Annotated in this window: 18 protein-coding genes; all 18 read right to left on the reverse strand. The window is 44.8% G+C overall.

The features are described from left to right. Positions 1-2 precede the first annotated feature (2 nt). Positions 3-3,884, reverse strand: a complete 3,882-nt coding sequence (locus R7040_RS19945) for a YhdP family protein (RefSeq protein ID WP_318096938.1) — start codon at positions 3,882-3,884, stop codon at positions 3-5. A 12-nt stretch (positions 3,885-3,896) separates the two neighbouring features. Beyond that, on the reverse strand, positions 3,897-5,366 hold the full coding sequence (rng, locus tag R7040_RS19950; protein ID WP_005381138.1) for a ribonuclease G: 1,470 nt from the start codon (positions 5,364-5,366) through the stop codon (positions 3,897-3,899). An 18-nt stretch (positions 5,367-5,384) separates the two neighbouring features. Beyond that, positions 5,385-5,954, reverse strand: a complete 570-nt coding sequence (locus tag R7040_RS19955) for a Maf family protein (protein WP_005381139.1) — start codon at positions 5,952-5,954, stop codon at positions 5,385-5,387. Between the two features lie 4 nt (positions 5,955-5,958). Then, on the reverse strand, positions 5,959-6,447 hold the full coding sequence (gene mreD, locus R7040_RS19960; protein WP_005381141.1) for a rod shape-determining protein MreD: 489 nt from the start codon (positions 6,445-6,447) through the stop codon (positions 5,959-5,961). Continuing rightward, on the reverse strand, positions 6,437-7,333 hold the full coding sequence (mreC, locus tag R7040_RS19965; RefSeq protein WP_064354324.1) for a rod shape-determining protein MreC: 897 nt from the start codon (positions 7,331-7,333) through the stop codon (positions 6,437-6,439). The genes mreD and mreC overlap by 11 nt, the downstream gene beginning before the upstream one ends. A gap of 149 nt (positions 7,334-7,482) precedes the next feature. Next, on the reverse strand, positions 7,483-8,526 hold the full coding sequence (locus tag R7040_RS19970; RefSeq protein ID WP_005381144.1) for a rod shape-determining protein: 1,044 nt from the start codon (positions 8,524-8,526) through the stop codon (positions 7,483-7,485). A 151-nt stretch (positions 8,527-8,677) separates the two neighbouring features. After that, positions 8,678-12,625, reverse strand: coding sequence for a DUF6701 domain-containing protein (locus R7040_RS19975; RefSeq protein WP_064354325.1), 3,948 nt, complete (start codon positions 12,623-12,625; stop codon positions 8,678-8,680). Between the two features lie 6 nt (positions 12,626-12,631). Then, positions 12,632-13,063, reverse strand: coding sequence for an MSHA biogenesis protein MshP (locus R7040_RS19980; protein WP_047706161.1), 432 nt, complete (start codon positions 13,061-13,063; stop codon positions 12,632-12,634). Beyond that, positions 13,053-13,781, reverse strand: a complete 729-nt coding sequence (locus tag R7040_RS19985; RefSeq protein ID WP_053303456.1) for a PilW family protein — start codon at positions 13,779-13,781, stop codon at positions 13,053-13,055. Before R7040_RS19985 ends, R7040_RS19980 begins: the two co-directional genes overlap by 11 nt. Then, positions 13,781-14,365, reverse strand: coding sequence for a prepilin-type N-terminal cleavage/methylation domain-containing protein (locus tag R7040_RS19990; protein WP_064354327.1), 585 nt, complete (start codon positions 14,363-14,365; stop codon positions 13,781-13,783). Before R7040_RS19990 ends, R7040_RS19985 begins: the two co-directional genes overlap by 1 nt. Beyond that, entirely contained in the window at positions 14,362-14,841 is a 480-nt protein-coding gene (locus tag R7040_RS19995) for a type II secretion system protein (protein ID WP_064354328.1), read from the reverse strand. The genes R7040_RS19990 and R7040_RS19995 overlap by 4 nt, the downstream gene beginning before the upstream one ends. Positions 14,842-14,956: 115 nt before the next feature. Then, positions 14,957-15,190 carry a type II secretion system protein gene (locus R7040_RS20000; protein WP_025589594.1) on the reverse strand — a complete coding sequence of 78 codons (234 nt, stop codon included), beginning with the start codon at positions 15,188-15,190 and terminating at the stop codon, positions 14,957-14,959. Between the two features lie 64 nt (positions 15,191-15,254). Then, positions 15,255-15,725: a prepilin-type N-terminal cleavage/methylation domain-containing protein gene (locus R7040_RS20005; protein ID WP_054579425.1), complete on the reverse strand. Its 471-nt coding sequence runs from the start codon at positions 15,723-15,725 to the stop codon at positions 15,255-15,257. A 291-nt stretch (positions 15,726-16,016) separates the two neighbouring features. Beyond that, positions 16,017-16,478: a hypothetical protein gene (locus R7040_RS20010; RefSeq protein WP_017821318.1), complete on the reverse strand. Its 462-nt coding sequence runs from the start codon at positions 16,476-16,478 to the stop codon at positions 16,017-16,019. A 2-nt stretch (positions 16,479-16,480) separates the two neighbouring features. Beyond that, the gene (locus R7040_RS20015; protein WP_318096939.1) at positions 16,481-17,704 is read right to left on the reverse strand and encodes a type II secretion system F family protein; all 1,224 of its coding nucleotides are present in this window, start codon (positions 17,702-17,704) and stop codon (positions 16,481-16,483) included. 8 nt (positions 17,705-17,712) lie between these two features. Next, positions 17,713-19,437, reverse strand: a complete 1,725-nt coding sequence (locus R7040_RS20020) for a GspE/PulE family protein (RefSeq protein ID WP_005381188.1) — start codon at positions 19,435-19,437, stop codon at positions 17,713-17,715. Then, complete coding sequence (locus R7040_RS20025) at positions 19,434-20,528, reverse strand: tetratricopeptide repeat protein (protein ID WP_262600347.1); 1,095 nt, start codon at positions 20,526-20,528, stop codon at positions 19,434-19,436. Before R7040_RS20025 ends, R7040_RS20020 begins: the two co-directional genes overlap by 4 nt. After that, entirely contained in the window at positions 20,525-21,370 is an 846-nt protein-coding gene (locus R7040_RS20030; RefSeq protein WP_318081487.1) for an ExeA family protein, read from the reverse strand. Before R7040_RS20030 ends, R7040_RS20025 begins: the two co-directional genes overlap by 4 nt. Between the last annotated feature and the right edge of the window lie 30 nt (positions 21,371-21,400).

Consider the following 21,400-nt stretch of genomic DNA (forward strand, 5'->3'; position numbering starts at 1 on the left):
AGTTATTTGGCCTGTTCACGCAGTTTTTCTGGCAGCTTGTATTCACCTTTACTTCGCGAAATTTCTTTCACCGTTGGTGAATCTAGTGGGCCTTTCACTTCATAATTGACTTGAGTGAAGACCTCAACCACCGGAGATATCACCGTAGAGATGGCCAAGACATACAAAGCAGTTTGAGGCGCAACGGCAAACGCGGTCAGCATTGGTAGGCCTGATGTGATGTCTGGTGTGAATTTCACTTCCGCATCAACCATTCTGCTGTTCATATTAGCGATGCCGCGGATTTGCATTTCCCCTGCTAACGCATCCATTACGATATCATTGGTGATAAACACACCGTCTTGGATTTTGCCCGTTCCCGTGATCGAGTTGAATGCCATGCCTTTATCGAATACGTCGGTAAAGTCGAGCTGCATCTTACGGATGATAGAATCCAAGCTAAACAAGCCTAACAAGCGTGCCGCACCACTAACTTCACTGATCACGCCTTTACCAAATTCCGTTGAGACGTTTCCTTGCAAGGTTTGTGTCTTCATTGACCAAGGTGCGCCGTCCCATTCCATATTGGCATTGATCTCAAATGGTGCTTGTTGAATGCCTGATGTAATACCAAAGCGCTCCATAAGATCGGTGTTGTTATCACCTTTCATTTTCATGGTTAAGTTGGAATGACTACTCTCTTTCGTCAGGTCCCACCAACCACTCATATCAATGCGGTTTTTGCCGCTACTAAAGGTGATATTTTTCCACTCCAAGCGGTTCTCGCGACGCTGCAAATCAACATTAACTTTGCCCACTTTGTAACCTTGCAGCCAAAAATCATCGATGTTCAAAGTTAAGTTTGGCATCTCTGCGTGAAACTTGCGGTCAAAATTGGTAATCAAAGGTGCGTTTTGATCTTCACTCGCAAAGATTGAACTGCGCTCTTTGGTCATCTCTTCAAACCCTGGGATGTACAGATGCAAGTGCTCTAGAGAGACCGATAGATCATAGGGTTTCAGATAGTTAGCTTTCCCTTTAACCTCTTGACTGTCCACCTCGAGTTGCCAACTCAAATTTTTCTTGCTTGCTGAAAAATCCACATCATGAAACTCAATCCCACCGAGCTGTAAGTTTGGCGTTTCAACTTCAATGCGTGTCGGCAATGGAATGGTCGGCGTTTTCATGCTTGCCAAAACAGACGATGAAGGCTTGCTCTCAGAGACCTGCGCAAGCTCAGCCCATTGGTCTAAATTCAGTTCTTCGACACGCACCGAAGCATCGTGCCCGACAATAGGACTAATCCGGAAGCCACCTTTGCCAACCATTAAATGAGTCGCAGTCAGAACCGGGACATCGCCAGCGATATCTATCTCAGTTTGATACTTCACATTTGGGATCTGTAGTCTTGCTGAAATACTCTCTTGGTTGCCGGATGCTTGCAGTTTCGCTTGTCCAGACTCGCCAATTTGTTTAGCTAAAGGATAAGGATATTGACTAGCCAGACGATTTAGCTGCGCCAGCACTTCAAGCTGATAAGTGAAACCAACATCATTGAGTTGCAAGTCAATGTCCATTTGCCACGGCGCATGGCCCGAAACAAGGTTTAACCAACGCTCACCGACATAGGGTTTGAGAGGCTCGACATCCCAATCTCCTAATGTATTAATTGTCACGTTGTAGCCTTGCTCCGCAATCTCTCCATGGAAATCAAGAGAGATAGGCTGTTGTAATAATTCGGCCGACAAACCCGATGTGGTAACCACATCATTGTCGAAGGTGATACGCCCTGTGGCGTTTTCAAGCGTCATTGGCGGCGCTTCAATATCAACACGATTTTCTGTTAAATCTGCATAACCCCAAGCGCGAGACTCTTTCTCAAAATCAAACGGTATATTGAGTTGAAACTCAGAGTAAACGGGACCACTCACTTGCAGCGCTGTCAATGCGGCACCGACTGAATCCACTAATGGCGTCGCCATCATGTAGTCACGGACTTCATTACCCGGCGCGCTTGCTTTCGCTTCAATCTCGATGTGTCCACCTTCTGCCAACTCAGGGATTCGCCCAGTGATACGCTTAGCATGAACGCCATTTAGTGTGGCTGATTTTGAATCCAAATACATGGCATCATTTTCAAACAGCAAGTCTAGCTGCAAATCCATGATGGTTGGCCATGCCGTATCAAAGCTAAATTTCGCGTCTTTTAATCCAACCCAAGCTTGGAACATGCCATTATGTTCTTTGTAAGGAAAATCACCTAACTCGCCATACCACAACAATTTCGCTGTATTCACTTTTCCGCCCTGAATCGCGGTCGAAAGATAGTCGGTCAAGTCTTGTCCAAGTGCCAGAGTCGGTAGATAGCGCCATGTTTCACCCGCGTTGTAGAGATCCGCTTCGGCATAGAACGATAAAAATGGGCTTTGTTCTTTTGGAAAATCAAGACGAAATGCCCCCAAAACTTGAAGATCAGGCGTTGCTGCCGTCACTTTATCCGACCACAAACGCCAGCCCGCATCATCTTGCTGCCAGATAATATCGACTTCACCTTGTTTGATATTCAGCGGAGCTTGGAATACATCGCCGTACGGAAAGACATCATCAATGACGGTGACTTTTGCTTTAGCTTGATTCACATCCCCCGATACGCTGCCCTGTACGTGATGAAACCCGGGTAGGAGCTCCCATTGTGTCATGGCGAGTTCATCCAGTTCAGCCGAGTAGCGTAAGGTGTCTAAACCACCGTTCATTGACAATCGGACATCTTCGACCCGGCCTTTCGGTGTTAGTTTGTTAATAAGGTCACTGGTCGACTCTGACTCTGGAGCCAGCTTAATGAGCGGAATGAGTGCTTCAATGTCGAGTTGAGAGAGATTAAGCATCCAGCCGTTTGGTTGCCAATCAAACGCGACGTCTAGCTCTGGCCAAGGGGTATTATCGGTTCTGATCTGAAGTGAGTGGCCATTTACTTTCCAGCCTTGTTTATCTGGTCGAAGATTGAAAATTCCAGACTCAATAAACAACTCATGATGTCCATCTTCATTCCACACCAACTCGGAAGGCAGCAATTCAACATAAGCATCATGCGGTTGGCTATGTTTGAGCGTTAGCCAAGTATTTAAGCTGACTTTACCCGACTCTGCTCCTGACTCTTCTTGCATGTAAGTGGTCAGCCAAGGTGTGACCGAGACATCTTGAGCACTCACGTAAAACTCACCAGATACATCGCGCAACGAGCCATGATCTTTAAAGTTAGCGCTTACTAACAATGAGTTCATGCGAACATCGGCAATGCTAACCGTGCCTTCGGCTACGTGACGTTTCCCTTGATTGCTCCAACGAAGCTGCTCAATATCTAAACGGCGAGTTTCACCAGACACCGACTTATACCAAATCCGTGAATCGCTAATAGTGAAGTCTTCGAACTGACGTAAAAGAAGTGAGTCGAGTTGGTCAATGAGTTTCACTTCGCTCTTATCCACTTCAGGCTTCGGATCTTGACGATGAGAAGTCGGCAGAATGTCTACCGTGTGAATGTCTAAAGCGAGGTTATGAATGGTAAGGTCTGCAACTACAGGTTTAAGTTGAAAAAGAGATTGAACAAGGTCGAACTCAATTTGGACTTCTTCAACAGCGAAGCGTGCATCTTGCACGTTTGGTAGATTTGCCTCTAAACCCAGTAACGCGATTGAGGGATGATTATTGCGCCACGTCCCTGCGACATTGGCAATAGAAACGTCAAAACCTGTGCCTTGTTTGACCCAGGTTTTGATCTCATCTTGGAAGTGGTTAAGTTGCGGCAGTGTGACGCGAAGCGTGGTTACTAATATGGCTAATAACACCAATACAGTAACTAAACTCCACGCACAAAAACGCCCAAAACGGTTAACACCAGAATTCACAAATGTTCCAAATTACATCATTACGACGTCAAACTGTTCCTGAATGTACAGGGGTTCAGCCTGAACTCGCACTTGCTTGCCAATAAATACTTCGAGCTCAGCCAACGCATGAGACTCATCGCCCAATAGCGCTTCAGCAACAAACGGCGATGCGTACACGACAAAATTATCGGCGTCGTAAGCACGGTTCACACGAGTAATCTCGCGTAATATCTCAAAGCATACGGTTTCGACTGTTTTCACGCTGCCACGGCCTTCACAAGTAGGACAACCAGAACACAAGATATGTTCAATACTTTCTCGCGTGCGCTTACGCGTCATTTCAACTAAGCCAAGCTGGGTAAAACCGTTGATGTTGGTTTTTACTCGGTCTTTCGCCAGCGCCGTTTCCAGTGAGGTAAGTACTCGCTGACGATGCTCTTCGGATGCCATATCGATAAAATCAATAATGATGATACCGCCGAGGTTACGTAAACGTAGCTGACGCGCAATAGCTTGCGTTGCCTCTATATTGGTATTGAAGATAGTCTCTTCGAGATTACGACGACCAACAAATGCACCCGTGTTGATGTCGATGGTGGTCATGGCTTCGGTTTGATCGATGATCAAATAGCCGCCCGATTTTAGCTCGACCTTGCGCTCTAAAGAACGCTGAATTTCGTTTTCGGTGTCGTACATGTCAAAGATTGGCTTGTCACCTTCGTAAAGCTCAAGCTTATCTGTTAACTCCGGTACATACTCAGAAGTGAATTCTTTCAGGTTCTCGTATTCAAGGCGGGAGTCGACCATGATCTTATCGAGCTCTGTGCCAACAAAGTCACGCAGAATGCGTTGAGCTAAGCCGAGTTCACCGTAAAGTGTTGAACGCGTTTTGTATTTTGAGCGACGCTCCATGACTTTTAGCCACAAACGCTTTAGAAATGCCGCATCTTGAGATAGCTCTTTTTCATCAGCGCCTTCTGCCGCGGTACGAATGATAAAACCACCGTGCTCATCGCAGTAATGGTTCACCACCTTTTTCAAACGCTCGCGCTCTTTTTCACTTTCAATACGCTGCGAAACACCGACATGGCTGGCCCCCGGCATAAAAACAAGATAACGCGAAGGTAAGGTGATATCCGTCGTTAAACGCGCACCTTTTGTGCCGAGCGGATCTTTGACCACTTGCACAACAATGTCTTGTCCCTGGCGTACCAGCTCAGAGATATCACGGACTTGAAACTGCTGTTTTTCGTTTTCTGCCACACATTCGGTATGAGGAACAATATCTGACGCATGTAAAAATGCCGCTTTATCTAAACCAATGTCGACGAAAGCCGCCTGCATACCTGGTAACACTCGGCTTACTTTGCCTTTGTATATATTGCCCACAATACCGCGACGCGATTCGCGCTCGATATGTATTTCTTGTAGTACTCCACCTTCAATCATGGCCACACGAGTTTCACTCGGGGTCACGTTAAGCAGCAATTCTGCACTCATGTGCACACCTCAAAACAATTATAAAAATTCTTGAATTAGCTGATCGGTTTCGAACAAAGGTAAGCCTACTACAGCGTGATAACTGCCTTCGATTCGGGTGACAAATCGCCCTCCGAGTCCCTGAATACCATAACTTCCAGCTTTATCGCATGGCTCTCCTGACTGCCAATATTGTTCGATTTCTTCGTGAGTCAGTGGTTTGAACCACACGTCAGTGGTAACGACCACTGAATGTTGTTGTTCCGATGATACAACGCTCACCGCAGTCATCACTTGATGACGACGACCCGATAAGTCAGTAAGCATACGCTTTGAATCTTCAAAACTTTTTGGTTTTTCTAGCACACGGTCATCGCATACTACGACCGTATCAGAGCCCAATACAACGGAATCAGGCTTAGCCAACGCTAAGCCTGCCTGAGCTTTTTCCAAAGAAAGACGCAACACGTAATCTCGTGCTTGCTCATGAGCCTGTTTGGCTTCCTCAATATCAGGCAATACGATCTCAAAATCATAACCCAGTTGAGCAAGCAGCTCTTTTCTTCTCGGAGAACCCGATGCGAGAACGAGAGATAAGCTTTTCTTCACCGCTTTACCTTACGTGCCATGCACGACGAACTCGTCGCATTAATAAAAACATCCATGGCCAAAGTATACAGTTTATTGCCGCCGTCCACAGAGATAATGGATTAAATACTACGTCCTGGTTCAAATATTCCCCACAGAATATCAAAACTTCCAACAACGCAGTAAAAAAGGCAATTAAAATCGACTGTTGCCACAATGCCATGTTGCGAATCAATAGGAAATTCAGCGCCACAAGGTAGATAACGATCGACATCATCATGCCACGAATTCCAAGCGTTGAGCCGATCAAGATATCCCACAATAAGCCCAACACTAGCGCAGTTCCGACGTTCACTCGGTGCGGTAGTGCCAACACCCAATAACACGTAACAAGGAACAACCATGACGGACGTAACACATCTAACACACCTGGCCATGGAATGGTTTGCAGTACCAGCGCAACGAAGAAACTGACGCCAATCACCATTCGGCTGCTCAATACATTATTGGCCATCGGTTACCTCTTGTTCTTGCTCTAACCCTTCATCTACATTGGACCGCAGTACTTTGTGTTGACGGTCTTCATTCGGCCAAATCAGCAGTAGGTAGCGTAAGCGATCAAACTCCACAACCGGCCCAGCCTTGATTGAAGCGAACTCTTGACGCGTATCGTGATCCACATTGGTAACCGTCGCGACTGGGTATCCCTCAGGGTAAATACCACCTAAACCGGATGTCACCAATAAATCACCAACCTGAATATCTGTGCTGGTTGGAATGTGCTCCAGTTGGATTTCATCCATTTCACCATTGCCCGATGCGATCACTCGGATATCATTGCGGATCACCTGGACAGGAATTGCATTTTTCGCGTCCGTTAGCAGCAGAACACGTGCGTTGTGCGCTGCGACAAACGTAACCTGACCAACGATGCCTTTCTCGTTGATAACAGGCTGACCAACGTAAACACCATCAATACGGCCTTTATCGATCACCACTTGATGACGATAAGGTGAAGTATCCACCGCCATTACTTCTGTCACGACTTTCTTTTCATCACGGACAAATGAAGATCCCAACAACTTACGTAGGCGTTGGTTTTCTTCTTTATATTGGTCGAGCAAGATAAGCTCGCTTTTCAGGCGTAACACTTCTCGCTTTAAGCTGCGATTGCCTTCAACTAATGCCTGATGAGAATTAAAACGTTCAAATACGCCATCGAACATACTACGAGGCAAATTCGCTGCGTACTGAATCGGTGCAACCATACTGTTTAGTAGGTATCGAACGTTGGAAAACGTATCTAGACGACTATCGGCCAGCATTAAGCTCGCCGACACGATGACAGCAAAAAACAGACGTAATTGCAGAGACGGACCTCTGCCGAAAATCGGTTTCATCTTGTTTTTGACCTGATTGCTTCCATGATTATTGAGCCTTACTTGGCACCTAAAAATACTTAACTAAATACTTTTAGGTATGGAGCATGTTTGAATTACAGAGAGAGCAGAAATGAAGGTGAAGCCCGACATGAGCTTCACCTAAACCTTTATTCTTCAGAGAACAGATCGCCACCGTGCATGTCGATCATTTCTAGTGCTTTACCGCCACCACGCGCAACACACGTTAGTGGATCTTCCGCGATAACCACAGGAATACCAGTTTCTTCCATTAGTAGACGATCGAGATCTTTCAGTAGTGCACCACCACCGGTTAGTACCATACCGTTTTCAGAAATGTCTGAAGCAAGCTCTGGAGGACACTGTTCTAGTGCAACCATGACTGCTGATACGATGCCAGATAGCGGCTCTTGAAGCGCTTCTAGGATCTCGTTTGAGTTCAAGCTAAAGCTGCGTGGTACACCCTCTGCAAGGTTACGACCGCGAACTTCAATCTCTTGAACTTCATCACCAGGGTAAGCAGAACCGATTTCGTGTTTGATCTTTTCAGCCGTTGCTTCACCAATCAAGCTGCCGTAGTTACGACGTACGTAGTTGATCACAGCTTCATCAAAGCGGTCACCACCGATACGTACAGACGATGAGTAAACCACACCGTTTAGAGAGATAACGGCAACTTCAGTTGTACCACCACCGATATCGACCACCATTGAACCTGTCGGCTCAGATACACGTAAACCAGCACCAATTGCCGCCGCCATTGGCTCGTCGATTAGGTAAACTTCACGCGCACCAGCACCAAGTGCTGATTCACGAATTGCGCGACGCTCAACTTGGGTAGAACCACAAGGAACACAAACAAGAACACGTGGGCTTGGCTTTAGGATGCTGTTATCGTGCACTTGCTTGATAAAGTGCTGAAGCATTTTTTCGGTTACGTAGAAATCAGCAATTACGCCGTCTTTCATTGGGCGAATAGCGGAAATGTTGCCAGGTGTACGACCAAGCATCTGTTTTGCTGCGTGACCGACTGCAGCAACGCTTTTTGCAGAACCTACACGATCTTGACGAATAGCAACTACAGAAGGTTCATCAAGGACAATTCCTTGCCCTTTTACGTAAATTAGAGTGTTGGCTGTACCTAAATCGATAGATAGATCGTTAGAAAACATGCCACGAAGTTTCTTAAACATACTCTTCGCTCATCCTGCAAAAATATAGAAGACAAAAATTGCTCTAAATGTACCAATGCCTCGCTGTCACAGCAAGGTATTGGTACACAAACATGAGCAGAAAGCCTCAATTTCTTGCAGTTTCCTAACTTAAGGGCAAAAACCTAAGTTGTTACTGTCCGGTTAACCCTGGCTCACCACGGTAAATCACGCGATCGTTACCACGATGAATACCAAAGGTGACGACGGATGATGGGTCTTCATCTCCTTTCCCTCTCCAGTTATATTGGAGCCAAGGTTGACTCATGTAGCTACTTCCACAAGTAACATAATCAGTTTCCAACGTTTGCGGAGATGTCGTACTAGTATCATCCATTCTCAGCCAGAAGCGTAATTGTTGGCGTATTGAGCTACTATAATCTTCGGAATATGGAGTAGCATAAAGTTCGTCGTTGACACCTGAATCAACTGTCTTTGTTACTCCATTCAACGAACCGTCTGAACCAGAAGCTTCAGACCACACCTCTTGATAACAAACATAGTCTTCATCAGAAGAATAATCAGAAGCAGAGTCATCAGTATTAGTGATAAAGCGAGAACCATTCCAGTATTCTGTACGCAGAGGAATATTGATGGTACTGACAGAAGTACCACCGACATCATCCATTGCCATTCGGCCATAGCGAATATCTGGTTGAGTTGGAAAAGACTTACCAATATCGTCATTTAATTCGAGGTTGGTATCTTCTGAAGTAAGAAAGTCGACATCATCCACTTTATCTGCCACTAGTAATCCAAATCCATTTGTAAATGGCCCATCTGCTTCAGTCGTTAACGGAGAACTATTGGTTTCTGATTTATTAAATTGGAAAGACTGGTTTGATACTGACAGCTGTGATCCTGACCATGAGTCACTGCCATCCCAGTAGTTTAGATAATAATTTTCCACCCGATCGCTAATGTCTTCGTTATCATCCGTGTCCACAGCCAGCAGTTGGACATCAGCAATTAAATCAGAGCTGAAACTACTGTAATTGGTAGTAGCTTCGCCATCCATATTTTGTGCTTCGACCACAAAGTCATAACTGATAGGCTGACTCATGTACATGAAGCCATCATGGTCAGACGCATAATCCCAGTTATTGCTTACTAAGCTCAACCAGGCAGGATAAAAACGTCCGATATCACGATAGCCGGGGTTAACATTCATACCCAAATAATTTGCCTGAGTATCTGCGGTTACTTTCAATACCCCTACTTCGCTCCATGAAAGCCTACTGTACAACAGATAGGTATTATTGGTTCCCGCGCTATTGCTATAGACCAAAGTGCCAGAAAGAGAACCATCATCTCCACCATCAGGCTCAGCGACTGAATGCGTCAATCCGACCGTTGATGTGATCGCACTACCCGCAATAAAGAAATTCTGAGTGACGGGTGAACTACAATAGCCGGATATTTCTATTTCTGTTGTTCCATCTTCGGGATCACTGTCATCACCATCTGACACCCAGCGCAATGGACGGACAGAGAGTTCAAAAGAGTTCCCTGCTGCGGTAAATGCTGCACTACTGGAATCCGTAATACTGCCATCCATATTCGTATCATCCGGAGAACAAATCGCAAATGTCCAAGGACGTGAATAGACGGTGAACTGGCCTTTTAGTGTCTTCGTATTTCCGTCACCTTCAATCGGACAATCATCACCACTACAAGTGAAGTTATCATCAGTCAGAGTAACTAACATTTCACCTGAATCTTCCAGAGTTAAACCTTTAGAAGATTTTCCACTGGAAAATGATGGGGAGTAAGTTAAAGAGCCAACAGCACCTGATGCAGGGCGTACCCATTGATATAAAACATCCGGCTTACCGTCATAGTCAATATCGTCAACTTCATTATCGTCATTGCATGCCTGAGCCTTTACTTCAACCTCTTTCAGCTTTCCTGCGATTACATACTGGTCGTCAGCTGAAAATTTAAATGGCACAAACTTGAAAGTTGATGTCTGCGTTTTTGATGAGTCATTGTCCACTGTAACTTTTAACGTATATTCTTCATCAAGATCAATACTACTTTGATCTTTAACGCTCACTTGCAGTTTCAACTTACCAAGTTTCGAAGACACATTGCTTGTCGTAAAGCTAGGATAAGAGCCAGTACCAGTGCTTTCTACAACATCTATAGAAAAATTATCTGCATCAGGGTAAACCTGCACAGTAACGCCAGTGCTTTCCGCATAGCCATTGTTCTTGGTTTCTATTGCAAAACTAGGTTGTTCTGTTCCGCACATCAACGCATATTGTGCTGCTGGTGATAGCGTTACTTCATAATCATCTGAAGGTGTAAAACAGTGGTTGTCTGTAGCAATGATACTTGCCGAGTTATCCATCGAAATACTTCGAGCAGTAACCGCACCATAAACTACTGCATTGTTTTTTAACTCTACACTTGCTTCTGTATAGAGCAGTCCTGTCAATTCAGCACTGTTATCAAGAGTAATTTTATCGTTACCATGACCAATGATTATCAGCTCGGCTTTTCCGACTGTATAAAATTTCGCATTGTTTTTCAGCTCCAGCTTTTTCACATGAATTTGCACTTTTTGTGAGTCTGGAATATTTATTTGTGCGCTGTTATCAACCTTTAGCTCTTCTATCCAGTAAGTTCCCGTTTTAAATGTAACTTTAGCATTGTTTTTCACTTCTAGTTTTTCCAGTACCTCATAACTAGAAAATGTTTTACTCTCCTGATGATCGACAACAACCTCTTTAGAGCTAGTCTTAAAACTCTCTAATTCCAACCGTTTAATCATCAGTCCTTCATTACCAAAACAACCTTCATCGTCACATGATGCATTATTTTCTAAAGTAATTTTCGACTGAGGAAAACCAACGTAACGCTTACCGTTCACATAAGGGGCCCCTGAAATCCGAGCATTATTTTTCATCTTTAGAAGCGCATTAGAATTGCCAGTCCAAGTTTGAACTGGAGATGGAAACAACTCACAAATTTCACTTGTAGGAGGCTTATCGAATAAGAAGTATGAAAACGGCTCAACAACGTGACCACGTTCAGCATCTCTATCCATATCTTCTTCATTAATCAAAGCAACGCTGGTTTTAGTCACAGAACAACGCCTTAGCCAACCACCGTTATTACCATTTCGAGTACGCTTAGACGCCAATAAAACCGGAGCAGATTTGAAGCCAGTAACCGGGAAGTAGCTAAGCTGCTTACAGCCCTCAGTAACTGGTTTAATGACATTATCATTCAGAGCGCTAAGCGTATTACGGGTTGAACCATTACCTAGCCAAAATTTTCGCCCTTGAGTAAAACCTTCACCATAGCCTGCCACAAACGCCACTTCTTCAGGTTGATCAAGTACCGCATTTTTTGTCACTTCAGAGCGGTCAATGATTAATGAAAAGCCTGTACGAGTAGGATCTAGAGCGATCGTATTTAGCCAAAGTGGTTGGCTACCAACCATATTGTTTCGAGTTTGAATTTGAACCAAAACACCTGGTGGCTTTGAAAAAGCAGTGTTCAAACCAAAGTTAATAAAATTAACCTGCTTGCTGATGTTATTTGTCCCATCAGGCTTATTAGAAAATGTATGTTTAGAGCTCACTTTGCCTGCAACAAGCATGGCACCACTATCAAACTTAATAACGCCTGGTTCCATTACCAAGTAGTCAATATCATTCATAGGTGCATCAACATAAGTTATTCTCTCGCCAGTATTTTTACATTGCCATTTATCGTTTTTACGATTGTATTTTAGATAGCGGCAAGCGGCTCTGTGAGGAGGTAATAACTGCTTTATTGTTGCTTTGGATGAACTGATAGACCAGATTTTCAAATCTGAAGGGTATTCTGTGGTCTTGCTATCAAAGTTAGAGCGACTCGCATCGATCGTCGGCATAACAAAAACCAGAGGAGGTTGTGAGTAAGAATTCTGAAACTCGATGTCACAAGTCACACTTGGCCCTGCTACAGTACATTTATCTGCTGGCACAGTGCCAAATTCAAACTGAGGGTTGTTATTTACTGCAGCAAAACTGATTGACGAAAAAAGGAAGAGAGCTACCGCAAGTAACGATGATATTATTTTTTTCATTGTAATTTACTCCCTCACCCAAACTTCTTGCTGTCGTTGAACTTGTGATAAACCTGAACCACAAATGGCCACGCTTTTGATTACATAAAGGCCAACACTCTTACCATTATCGGTTAATACCCCAGTATTTTGGCAATCCAACTGAGTAATTTGGCATCCCTTGTCGAATAAACCGCTGTCCGGTGCTCGCGAGCCATCTTTAATACCGTTACACACACTCACTACGGCAGCCGATCGATTAACAGGGAAAAACTGCGTTAACAGCCAGTCATTACTCGACTGAGCGGTAAACCATGCTTTAGTCCCCAAAAATTCCCGCGTTACTCCGCTTTGGTTCGACCAACTCACCTTCATCAAAGATGCCGCTAAATAGCCCATCACAAGAATGACAAACAGAGTCACGATTAGTACATTGCCTTGTTGACGATTACGGAACATTTAACACCTGCACATCTTGTTGGTACACACTACTTTCACCGGACTGTTCAAACACGAACCTCAGATGCACGAGCCCGCCTCGATGAAGCGATGTATCGTCATATTTGAAATAACTCTGAGATTGATCATCAACATAAACAAGATTGTCGGCAATTATTTCGCCGTTACGCTGTATCTGTGGGCCTACAAAGCAATATTTCACTGACTTAGATGGATCATAGAGATAGTGTCGATTAGAAACGGAGCGACTGGTTACTAAACTAGCGCCATCAATAATCTTATATGCTTTATCCGAATCTGGAGAAAGCGCTCCAACATCAACACTATGAGTGGATGAGGTTAAATCACTTAGCCGTGTTGGGTTAATCACCATTTTCAAGCCACTATCAAATTCGGGAGCATTAGTACCAAAAAAACCCACCACAAACTGTATATCATTTCCAGAAATTGCATAAAAACCAGAATGCTCTATCGGCATAAACATCAGACAGTTTTTCTCTTTCTCATTGATAAAAAAACTATTCGGCACCGCATGACGAATTTCTCGAGACATTTTCTCAATAACGAACTGAGCCTGAGTTTGTAGTTTCTGCCTATCGATAGTGTCGGCATAGCCCTTTGCTCCTAACTGCAAATAGCCAGCAATTCCAAGCATGATAAAACTACCAACCACAATAGTGATGACCATTTCTATTAAAGTGAAACCACGATTTTTCATTAGTAGTTTCCCCTTATCGCAGACAGTGTTAAAGGCTGTGTTTGTCCGGCGTAAATAGTCATAGTGACTCGTTTATACGCCGTGATATCTTCCAGTGAAGGATTATTTACACCCGTACCGTCTGATTCAACGTATTGCACTTTCACTTCTACTCGAAAGTTCTTGTAATCATTTTCCATAGACGTACCAAGAACGTTACTCAGCTCATATAAGGGCGAAGAGTTACATTTAGCCTTTGTGCTTTTCGTATACCAGCAACCGATATAGTCATCGACATCATTAAAACTAGTTGGATTGGATTCACCACTATCCGCCCCGAGGCTTGTGGAACACTCCGTACCACCAAGGACAGTCTCACCACAGCGTACCAAACCACCATCAAAATCACTGTTTTCATCAAAGCCTCGCGCCAATATCTGAGACATGAAACCTTGGCCTAATGCGGCCGCGCGGGTTTGATAATGAGGGATGGCGGAATCTCGAATTTGAGGGACAAGAAAAGAAGTAAACGCCACCATCGCAATGCCCATTAAAACAATCGCGATGATCATTTCTATCAAAGTCATGCCACTAGATTTCTTCATGAGCATGTACCTTTTGAAACATAACCTTGAGTATTAATTTCAACTTGGCAGCGGCTTCGACCGTGCTTATCTTCAATTAAGATGTTTACAGCACCACTTACAGGATTGCCGAGAAGGTTAAAATTAATTGTATTTGCGGCACCGCTGATAACGGAAAACCTTGCGGACTTATCGATAACCACGTCACTACGAGCATCTCGTGCACTGCCTGCTAGTACACAGGCAGCAACCGAACCAACACATGAGCTAGAAACTTGTAAACGAAAGTTGTTATCAGGACTTGTAGCATTCGACTGCATACGATTCACCTGCACTTGGCGAATCACAGAAATCACACGTTCTTGTAATGCATATGCAGAGAAACTGCCAGAGTCCATAAAACGGCTGGCTGCAAAAAGTGAAAGGATAGAGAGGAGAACAATCACGAGGATTAACTCCATTAACGTGAACCCTAATGCAGAGCTGCGAATTTTCATAACCCAACCTTAGGCTTAGAACAAGCGAGATAAGTATACGATGAAATTATGAGATTAATGATAGGTTTATAATTTTTCGATTCGAAGTGTGAACAGACGAACAAATAACCAATAGCTAGTTATTTTGCCCTTTTGAACGACCAATCTCTTCTTCAATTCGATCATACGTTTCTTTGTTGCTTAGCGTCTCAGAAACGTGCTCTGCGGTCTGCTTAGTTTGCTCCCACTTAGCCTCATAAGTTTCTGATTCAAAGCTGATAAATCTTGGTAATACCACATAACCAATCACACCCAAGATAATTAGCACAACCACAAACTCTATTGCACTAAGACCCGATGATTTACGCATATGAACTATTCCGAGATTAATCAAAGTAAAGAGATAAAGGCCAGACTAGCTGGCCTTTGAAACTTTAGAATTCGTTACAAATTGTAGTTGTACCATCAACTACTGTTACAACTGCAGCAGAAGTACCGCTATTTGCGGCATCAACATAGCGAACACACTTGTTTTTGTAACCTTCATAACCAAAGAAGATTGTACCAGTTGTTGATGTGCTACCAACTTTCCAATCTTCACTTAGGCCATCGACCACCAAACCTAGAGCTTGTGATGTAGCAGCAGGGTAACCGTATACAAGGTTCAAAGTGTTGTTACCAACACTGATAGAGCCTGGGTTTTTAGACTCAACACCCTCAATTGCTGCTTTACCGTAAGTAATACCAGCAGCACCAGTGATAGCGCCTTTCAGACCTTCAAGAGCAGAGTTACGAGCATCATCTTGCAGGTTAAGGAAACGTGGTGCTGCAGTGACCGCTAGAATACCTAGGATTACAATTACCACTACCAATTCGATAAGGGTGAAACCACCTTGTCTTTTCATTGTTTACTCTCTCTATGTAAGCATGCAGTACAACTGCAAAGTTTTGTTTAGGTCACGCGACCATTTTGGATATTGTCAAAACGGTTTGGGGCAGCAACGTTCACTAAAACTGACCGTGAAGTGGATACTGTATCTACCGCTTGAGCAGAATGACGATTCGCCATTATTCAGTTCATGCTGCAATGAGAAAAACACATTATTGTTTACCCACTATTACAGCCTGTTACTTATGGTAATGATTGCATTATACCGACTTTCATTACCAATTATAGTGATTAGGTGTCAAAAAATTCACTCTGCCGACATTTCGACGTCTATTTTCAGTTGATTAGCAGTTAAGATAACTACAATCGACTGACCATTTTCATAAGTGTAGTGACAGACATAACGATCAGTTTTGATGGCTCCACTGATATCTATTAACTTGTTGGTCATTATTTTACGTTGGGGGTAATGCACCGCTAGCCAATAACCACAATCTAATACACCTTGCTGAGTAAAGGGAGACACTAACCCGTCCTCAGTCATAGTAAGGTTAAAACCATCCATCAGCATATGCTCTGGCTCGCCTTGTACTAGCCAAGCTTGACGATAACGCTGAACACTATCTTGCATCCAAACTCTCGCCAACTTAGCCCCTGTTACTTGTGCTTGCTCGGTCACAGGACGTAATTTGACCGCCAAACCCACCGCCATAATCGTAGCAATAACCCCAAACACAATAAGCGTTGCTCGGCTTTGATTTTCAACCACTATTAGCCGTCTTTGATGATGTCGAGCATTCCCCACATTGGTAGGAAGATACCCAATGCCAGCACCATGACCATGCCTGCGACAATCACCAAAAGTAATGGTTCTATTCTTGCGGTCAGCGTTTTTAGAGCGTAATCGACTTCTCGATCGTAAAAGTCCGACACCTCCAGCAGCAACTCATCAATACGACCAGTTTCTTCACCTACTGCAATCATCTGAATCACCAATGGGGTGAATATTTTACTGTTGATGGCCGTCACTGAAATGGTGCTACCCGCTTCAATTGCGGACTTCATCTCAAGAATTCGGTTTTCTAAAAAACGGTTCCCTAAGGCTTCCCCGGCCAAAGCCAAAGACTGGTTAAGTGGCACCCCTGATTTCAGCATCAACGAAAAGGTTCTGGCAAAACGAGAAAGCTGCGCACGATTAACGATATCGCCTACAATTGGCAGCCGAAGCCGAAACTTATCGAACTTCTCCCGACCATCAGCCGTCGCCACCCACGCTCTGAACACCGTAAACGCGCCAATCATTGCCACAACCAGCAACACCCAATAATTAACAAAGAAATTAGAAGTCGCGATCAAAATACGCGTCGGCAGTGGTAGCTCAACCCCAAAGCGCGTGAACATCGATGCAAACTCAGGGATCACCAAGATATTCAATACAAACATGGCAATGGTGATAAAGATAATGACAAACGTCGGATAACGCATCGCCGCTTTAATGCGTTTGCGAGTCTCAAGTTCCTGTTCGTAGTAATTCGCCAGTTGCAATAGCGCTTGGTCAAGCCGACCCGTATTCTCACCGACGTTGATCATAGAAACGAACAGAGGGCTGAATACTTTACTGTGTTGCTGCATCGCAGAAGACAAACCTCGGCCATTACTCAGTTCAGAAACGACATCTTCTAGCGCCTCTTTGAGCTGTTTGTTTTCGCAATTTTGCAACAAGCCACGCATAGAGCGCAGCAAAGGTACGCCAGCTTTAGTCAAACTAAACAACTGGCGAGAGAAAAGAATAATTACTTCCAACGGAATAGCAGGCACAAACAGCTTAGATAAGCTCACTTGGCTTTTTGCCGACTCTTTCTCTAAACGTACATTGAGCGGGATGACCCCTTTATTCATCAATGCTTCCGCTGCAGCTTCAGAGTTCACTGCTTCGATTTTGCCGTTAGTGGATGAGCCGTCTAGCGTGCGGCCTTGATAACGAAAAGTTGGCATTCACTTACCTATATGAAAATGGGATCAGTCTTACCAGAAGCATCGCCCTCACCTAGGGTCATCACTTCGTCCAAACTGACGGTGCCTTGTAGCGCCAGTTCCATTGCAGAAGCAAGCAGTGGCTTATAGTTTTCTGAGCGGCGCGCGGCTTGCGCAAAGCCAACCGCATCATTAGCGCGCAACTTATCCATCATCTCTTGCTCAAGTTCGAGCATTTCAAACACACCGATTCGGCCTCGATAACCAGTCAAATTACAGTTTTGGCAACCTGCGCCTTTATAAAAAATGGTGCTAACTTGATTTGGGAAACGCCCAGCTAACCACTGCTGGCGAGACTCATCTAAGTGGTCTTCTGTTTTACAATCAGGGCAAACTCGGCGCACAAGACGCTGCGCCACCACAGCTCTGACTGCACTAGCAACCAAGTAACCCGGCGCACCCATGTCGATCATACGTAACGCACTGTCGACAGCATCGTTGGTGTGGAGAGTGCTCAATACTAAGTGACCCGTTAGTGCAGCTCGCAGACCAATTTCTACCGTCTCTTGGTCACGCATCTCACCAACAAGAATGATGTCTGGATCTTGACGTAAAAAGGTTCTAAGAACACGCGAGAAAGTTAGATCGATCTTGCTGTTAACCTGTACCTGAGTGATGCGAGGCAGACGATATTCAACCGGGTCCTCTGCTGTAATGATCTTTTTCCCAGGTTCGTTGAGCTCACTCAATGCGCCGTAAAGCGTGGTGGTTTTACCGGAACCTGTCGGCCCGGTAACCAAAATCATGCCATGCGGACGCGCCAACTGTCGACGTAAGCGAGCAAGCAAGTCTGGCGGCAAGCCCGACTCTTCTAACGGACGCAAACCAGCGGACTGGTTAAGCAGGCGCATTACTACAGATTCTCCGTACTGCGTTGGTAACGTCGACATACGAATATCAATTGATTGGCCACGAACTTTGATATTGAATCGGCCATCTTGCGGCAAGCGCTTTTCAGAAATATCTAGGTGTGCCATCAACTTCAGTCGAAGAACCAAAGCCGATGCAATATTCACTTCATTTAAGAGCGTTTCATGCAATACGCCATCAATACGCTGGCGCAAACGCAATACTTGATCGTCTGGCTCAATATGAATATCCGAAGCTCCAACCTGTACCGCATCCTCAAACATGGAATTAACCAGCTTTACAACGGTAACCTCTTCACTGTCGGCCTCATCAATACCGTAATCAAAGCTTTGTACATCTTTATGCTCTTCATGCAGCTGCTCAGCAAAGGAGGCGATCTCTTTAGTACGGCGGTAATAACGGTCAAAGCTTGAAATAAGCTGACGCTCTGAAGCCACAATGAACTCAAGGTTGTATTGACCTAACAAGTTCATCAATGATTCTTGGATGAACAAGTCCGCTGGGTCGCTCATAGCAACGCGCAGTGTGTCCCCATTTCGAGCAACGACCATCGCACGTAAGCGACGTGCGTGTACCTCAGGTAAAATCTGCACGGCTTCAGCATCCACAGGCGCACGACCAAGATCGATCAGTGGCAAACCAAGCTGCTGAGACAAGAAGTCCAACATTTGCTTTTCGGTAATAAAGCCAAGGTCAATTAACGCATCCCCTAGCTTCTGCCCGGTACTGCGTTGTGCGTTTAGTGCTTGCTGGATTTGTTCTTCAGAGACGATACCTTCCTCAACCAGAAGATCGCCCAAGCGTTTTCTCAACTGAATTTTCATTGTGCGCTCTCCAACTCTTTCAAGATGCTCAAACGGTCACGGATAAATGCTTGCGATTGATTCGAAATGCCAACTTTACCCAGAGCTTGGTTGTAAGAGTTAATCGCGGCAGTAAAAGCCAGGGCGCGCTCTTGTTGAATAGCCAAACCTAACCACCAGCGCGCGTTTTCCGGCTCACGCTGAGTTAGGAGTTGATAGCTCTCAAGCGCAATGTCATTTTGCTTGTGTTTTTGTGCCAATGCCGCACGCATCGCCAAGTAATCTCGACTTGGTACTTGAGGCAAATGAACAAGCGGGCTCAGCGCCGCTTCAGGTTGATTAGCTTTCACTAACAACTTAGACAAGGCCAAGCGAAGTACTTGGTTGTTCGTATCTAGGTTGATACCTTCTTGAATAATCTCATATGCTTTACGCGTGTCACCTTTACCAAAGTACAACGCTGATAGCTTTTGACGCGTGCCTGCATTCATTGGCTCATAACGCAACGCCTCGGCATAAGCCGACAACGCTGTTTGCATATCGTTAGCATCGAGTGCTTTTTCCGCTCGACTAACTGCCTTAAGAGAAAGCTGACGATGTGTAAGCTCAACCTGCTCAATACGCATTGAGCTGTTTTCTGATGTCGTGCGGGTTACGTGATTAGATTGTTCCTCGCTCGGCATCGTTGCTAACTGCGCGAGTAAAACTGCATCATCTGAGGCGATATTTATCTCAGATTTTGGCGTGAACCTATCAGTCTCTTGCATGTGAGGCTGTTGCGCTACCGGCTGCGTGGCTGGTTTGGTGTAAACCACATGAGTTGTATCGGGCGTCTTTTTACTCGTTGGCGAGTGAGTGCGCTCCGATGAAACAATTGGTGAGACATTCACAGACGACAATGGCATAGCGTCGGTTTGAAATTGTGATAGCTCGCCTGAAGGGACAGGACCGCGAGAGACCGCCCAGCTACCAACCGCAAGGCTTAACGAAAAACCGGCGACAAGCCAAAGCCAAGGTTTACTGCGTGAGACACTTGGAATCTCCGCACGAGTAAGCTCTGACGGCGATGTTTTTTCAGCAAGTTCTGATAATGCTTTATTGATGGCACTCAAGGTTGACTCCATCCCCAAAATACGGGTGTTTTAAACTTAGGTTTACGGGCATCAAACGTATCGTGCATAGCGGCATAAACGTGATGATTTTTCAATAGTGTGCAACGATCATTAAATGCAGCAAGCAACGACTTGTGACTAATTTGGTTTATCAAGCGCGGAATCCCCATGGATGAACGCCAAATCGCTTTTTTCTGTTCAATAGAAAAAATGTGCGCCCCATTGCCTGCTTTATCTAAACGATTATTGATGTAAGCCACGCCTTCATCGATAGAGAGAGGACGTAACTGGCAACTAAACGTAATGCGTTGACGAAATTGCCTTAGCTCATGATTAGCTAATCTGTCATCCAACTCAGGTTGTCCGAATAACACCAATTGAATGAGCTTATCTTGTTCCGTTTCTAAGTTGCCAAATAGACGTAATGTTTCTAAAGCTTGTGGGGAAAGAGCTTGCGCTTCATCAACGATCAAGACGGTTTTCTTTCCCAAGGCATGTACTTGAATCAAGTGCTCTTGAATGAGGGAAACGATACGCAGCGGATCATCGTTCTCGATACCCAACGCTCTGGCGACAGCAAACTGCAACTGTTCCCCATTCAACACTGGATTGGGTAAGTAAATAAGCTCAACTTCAGATTCAATCTGCTCGATCAGCTTACGGCATACCATGGTTTTTCCAGTGCCGACTTCTCCCGTCACCTTAATCACCCCTTCTCCCATTTGCACGGCAGCTAGGATGGTTTGGATCGCCTCATAGTGAGGGACTAACCCCAAGAACATTTCTGTATTTGGGGTTAACGAAAAAGGCTGAACTCGGAATCCAAAGTGGGACAAGTACATACTCGAATCACAAACCTATTAAAAAACAGA

It is taken from the genome of Vibrio sp. 1069 (assembly GCF_033340555.1).

What these genes read in the sequence shown, in the direction of transcription:
- rng (WP_005381138.1), bottom strand. Translation starts at nt 5,366, where the DNA reads ATGAGTGCAGAATTGCTGCTTAACGTGACCCCGAGTGAAACTCGTGTG.
- mreD (WP_005381141.1), bottom strand. Translation starts at nt 6,447, where the DNA reads ATGGCCAATAATGTATTGAGCAGCCGAATGGTGATTGGCGTCAGTTTC.
- mreC (WP_064354324.1), bottom strand. Translation starts at nt 7,333, where the DNA reads ATGAAACCGATTTTCGGCAGAGGTCCGTCTCTGCAATTACGTCTGTTT.
- R7040_RS19970 (WP_005381144.1), bottom strand. Translation starts at nt 8,526, where the DNA reads ATGTTTAAGAAACTTCGTGGCATGTTTTCTAACGATCTATCTATCGAT.
- R7040_RS19975 (WP_064354325.1), bottom strand. Translation starts at nt 12,625, where the DNA reads ATGAAAAAAATAATATCATCGTTACTTGCGGTAGCTCTCTTCCTTTTT.
- R7040_RS19980 (WP_047706161.1), bottom strand. Translation starts at nt 13,063, where the DNA reads ATGTTCCGTAATCGTCAACAAGGCAATGTACTAATCGTGACTCTGTTT.
- R7040_RS19985 (WP_053303456.1), bottom strand. Translation starts at nt 13,781, where the DNA reads ATGAAAAATCGTGGTTTCACTTTAATAGAAATGGTCATCACTATTGTG.
- R7040_RS19990 (WP_064354327.1), bottom strand. Translation starts at nt 14,365, where the DNA reads ATGAAGAAATCTAGTGGCATGACTTTGATAGAAATGATCATCGCGATT.
- R7040_RS19995 (WP_064354328.1), bottom strand. Translation starts at nt 14,841, where the DNA reads ATGAAAATTCGCAGCTCTGCATTAGGGTTCACGTTAATGGAGTTAATC.
- R7040_RS20000 (WP_025589594.1), bottom strand. Translation starts at nt 15,190, where the DNA reads ATGCGTAAATCATCGGGTCTTAGTGCAATAGAGTTTGTGGTTGTGCTA.
- R7040_RS20005 (WP_054579425.1), bottom strand. Translation starts at nt 15,725, where the DNA reads ATGAAAAGACAAGGTGGTTTCACCCTTATCGAATTGGTAGTGGTAATT.
- R7040_RS20015 (WP_318096939.1), bottom strand. Translation starts at nt 17,704, where the DNA reads ATGCCAACTTTTCGTTATCAAGGCCGCACGCTAGACGGCTCATCCACT.
- R7040_RS20020 (WP_005381188.1), bottom strand. Translation starts at nt 19,437, where the DNA reads ATGAAAATTCAGTTGAGAAAACGCTTGGGCGATCTTCTGGTTGAGGAA.
- R7040_RS20030 (WP_318081487.1), bottom strand. Translation starts at nt 21,370, where the DNA reads ATGTACTTGTCCCACTTTGGATTCCGAGTTCAGCCTTTTTCGTTAACC.